Origin of the sequence: Sandarakinorhabdus sp., from assembly GCF_031422795.1 — a bacterium.
Lineage (GTDB): Bacteria > Pseudomonadota > Alphaproteobacteria > Sphingomonadales > Sphingomonadaceae > Sandarakinorhabdus.
Genome location: NZ_JANPML010000047.1, coordinates 1 through 1794 on the forward strand (window position 1 = coordinate 1; position 1794 = coordinate 1794).

1 protein-coding gene and 1 pseudogene are annotated in these 1794 nt (G+C 66.3%); both read right to left on the reverse strand.

Features of this window, described 5'->3' with window-relative positions; genetic code table 11:
• Nucleotides 1-100: 100 nt before the first annotated feature.
• Complete coding sequence (locus RMO81_RS01850; RefSeq protein WP_310474024.1) at nt 101-1357, reverse strand: nucleoside transporter C-terminal domain-containing protein; 1257 nt, start codon at nt 1355-1357, stop codon at nt 101-103.
• A 13-nt stretch (nt 1358-1370) separates the two neighbouring features.
• Nucleotides 1371-1794, reverse strand: a pseudogene (locus RMO81_RS01855) (TonB-dependent receptor); the annotation flags it as partial.

Consider the following 1794-nt stretch of genomic DNA (forward strand, 5'->3'; position numbering starts at 1 on the left):
GATGCCGATGACGGTGATCGCATTGGCGGTGACGCCCAGTGCCGCCAGCGTCCGCCCCAGCGCATTGAGCGGCGGATCGATCAGCGGGCGGAGGCGGGCGTCAAGCAAGAGGGGTCACCAGGCCGATCATCGCGCCGGTCATCAGCGTCGCCAGATTGCCGGCGATCCAGCTTTTGACGCCCAATCCGGCGGCTTCGGCCCGGCGTTCCGGGCACAGGCTGGCGATGGTGGAGACGAGCAGGCCGATCGAGGCCAGATTGGCAAAGCCGGCCAGCGCATAGGTGACGATCAGCCGGCTGCGCGGATCAAGCGCGTCGGCGGGCAGGGCGGCCAGATCGAGATAGGCGACATATTCATTCAGGATCGCCTTGGTGCCCATCAGGCTGCCAGCCGTTGGCGCCTGATCCCACGGCACGCCAATGGCCCACATCAGCGGCGCACACAGCCAGCCCAGCATGCGCTTGAGCGTGAGGGCCGCGCCATCCACGTGCGGCAGCACCGCCAGGATCTGATCGGCCAGGTTCACCAGCGCAAAGATGGTGATGATGATGCCGATTACCGCCAGCATCAGCTGCACGCCTTCCATGGCGCCGCGCACCACCGCGTCCATGGCGCCATCATAGGCCAGGTCAGGCTCGGCCGGTTCGCTGGACTGCGGCTGGCCCGGCACCATCAGCCGCGCGACCATCAGTGCGGCGGGCAGCGACAGCAGCGAAGCGACGATCAGGTGGCCGGCGGCATTGGGGATGATCTTGCTCAGCGTGCTGGCATACAGCACCAGTATCGCACCCGAAATCGTCGCCATGATCATGGCCATGATGGCGAACAGATCAGATCGGGACATGGTGGCAAACCACGCCCGCAGCACCAGCGGCGATTCAACCACGCCCAGGAACAGCGTGCCGCCGCCGCCCAGCCCGACCACGCCCGATACGCCCAGGGTGCGCCTGAGCGCCCACGACAGCCCGCGCACCAGTGCCTTCAGGATGCCCCAGTGCCACAGCAGCGCCGACAGCGCCGAAAACACGATGATCAGCGGTAATATCTGGAAGGCGATGATCAGCGGCGGGCTGCCCCCTGGCGCCAGCGCAAATGGCAGCGGCGCGCCGCCAAGATAGCCGAACATATAGGATGATCCGACCAGCGTGGCCCGTTCGATGGCGGCTACGCCCTGATTGGCGACGCCAACGGCGGCCCAGATCGGCGGCACCCGCACGACGATGACGGCAATCGCCAGTTGAAGCAGCAGCGCGCCACCCAGCCAGCGCCAGCCCGGCCGATTGGCGCGGTCTTCGGAGAAGCCCCACGCCAGCAGCAGCACGGCTGCCAGCCCGATCACGCCCTGAAATTGTTGCATAGCGGCGGGCATATCAGAACTTGTACGCCACGCCGAACTGGAACTGGCGCGGCGGGCCGGCATTGCGCTGCACAAAGGGCGCTCCGCCGCCGAACTGCACCTGGTTCGATGTGGTGGCGGCGTTGGCAAAGCCCGATTGGTTGTTGGCGTTGAACAGGTTGAACACGTCGGCGGAAAGCTCGATGCGCTTCAGCAGCAGGTAGCGGATGCCAAGGTCGACGGTGGTCGACCACGGCAGCCGCGCCGAATTGCGGGACGCACCGGGAAAGCGGTCGGAATTGCCGACGAAATTCTCCCCGAACGAAGCGCCGTCGCCATTCAGATCCTGCGTGCCGAAAATCCGCGCATCGGGCACCAGATTGACCGGTTGGCCCGACTGGAACAGGCCGGCGGCGGTCAGCGTCAGGCCGTCGATCGGATACAGATAGCCCACCGCT

Coding starts and splice junctions, on each gene's coding strand:
- RMO81_RS01850 (WP_310474024.1), bottom strand. CDS start 1,357: ATGCAACAATTTCAGGGCGTGATCGGGCTGGCAGCCGTGCTGCTGCTG.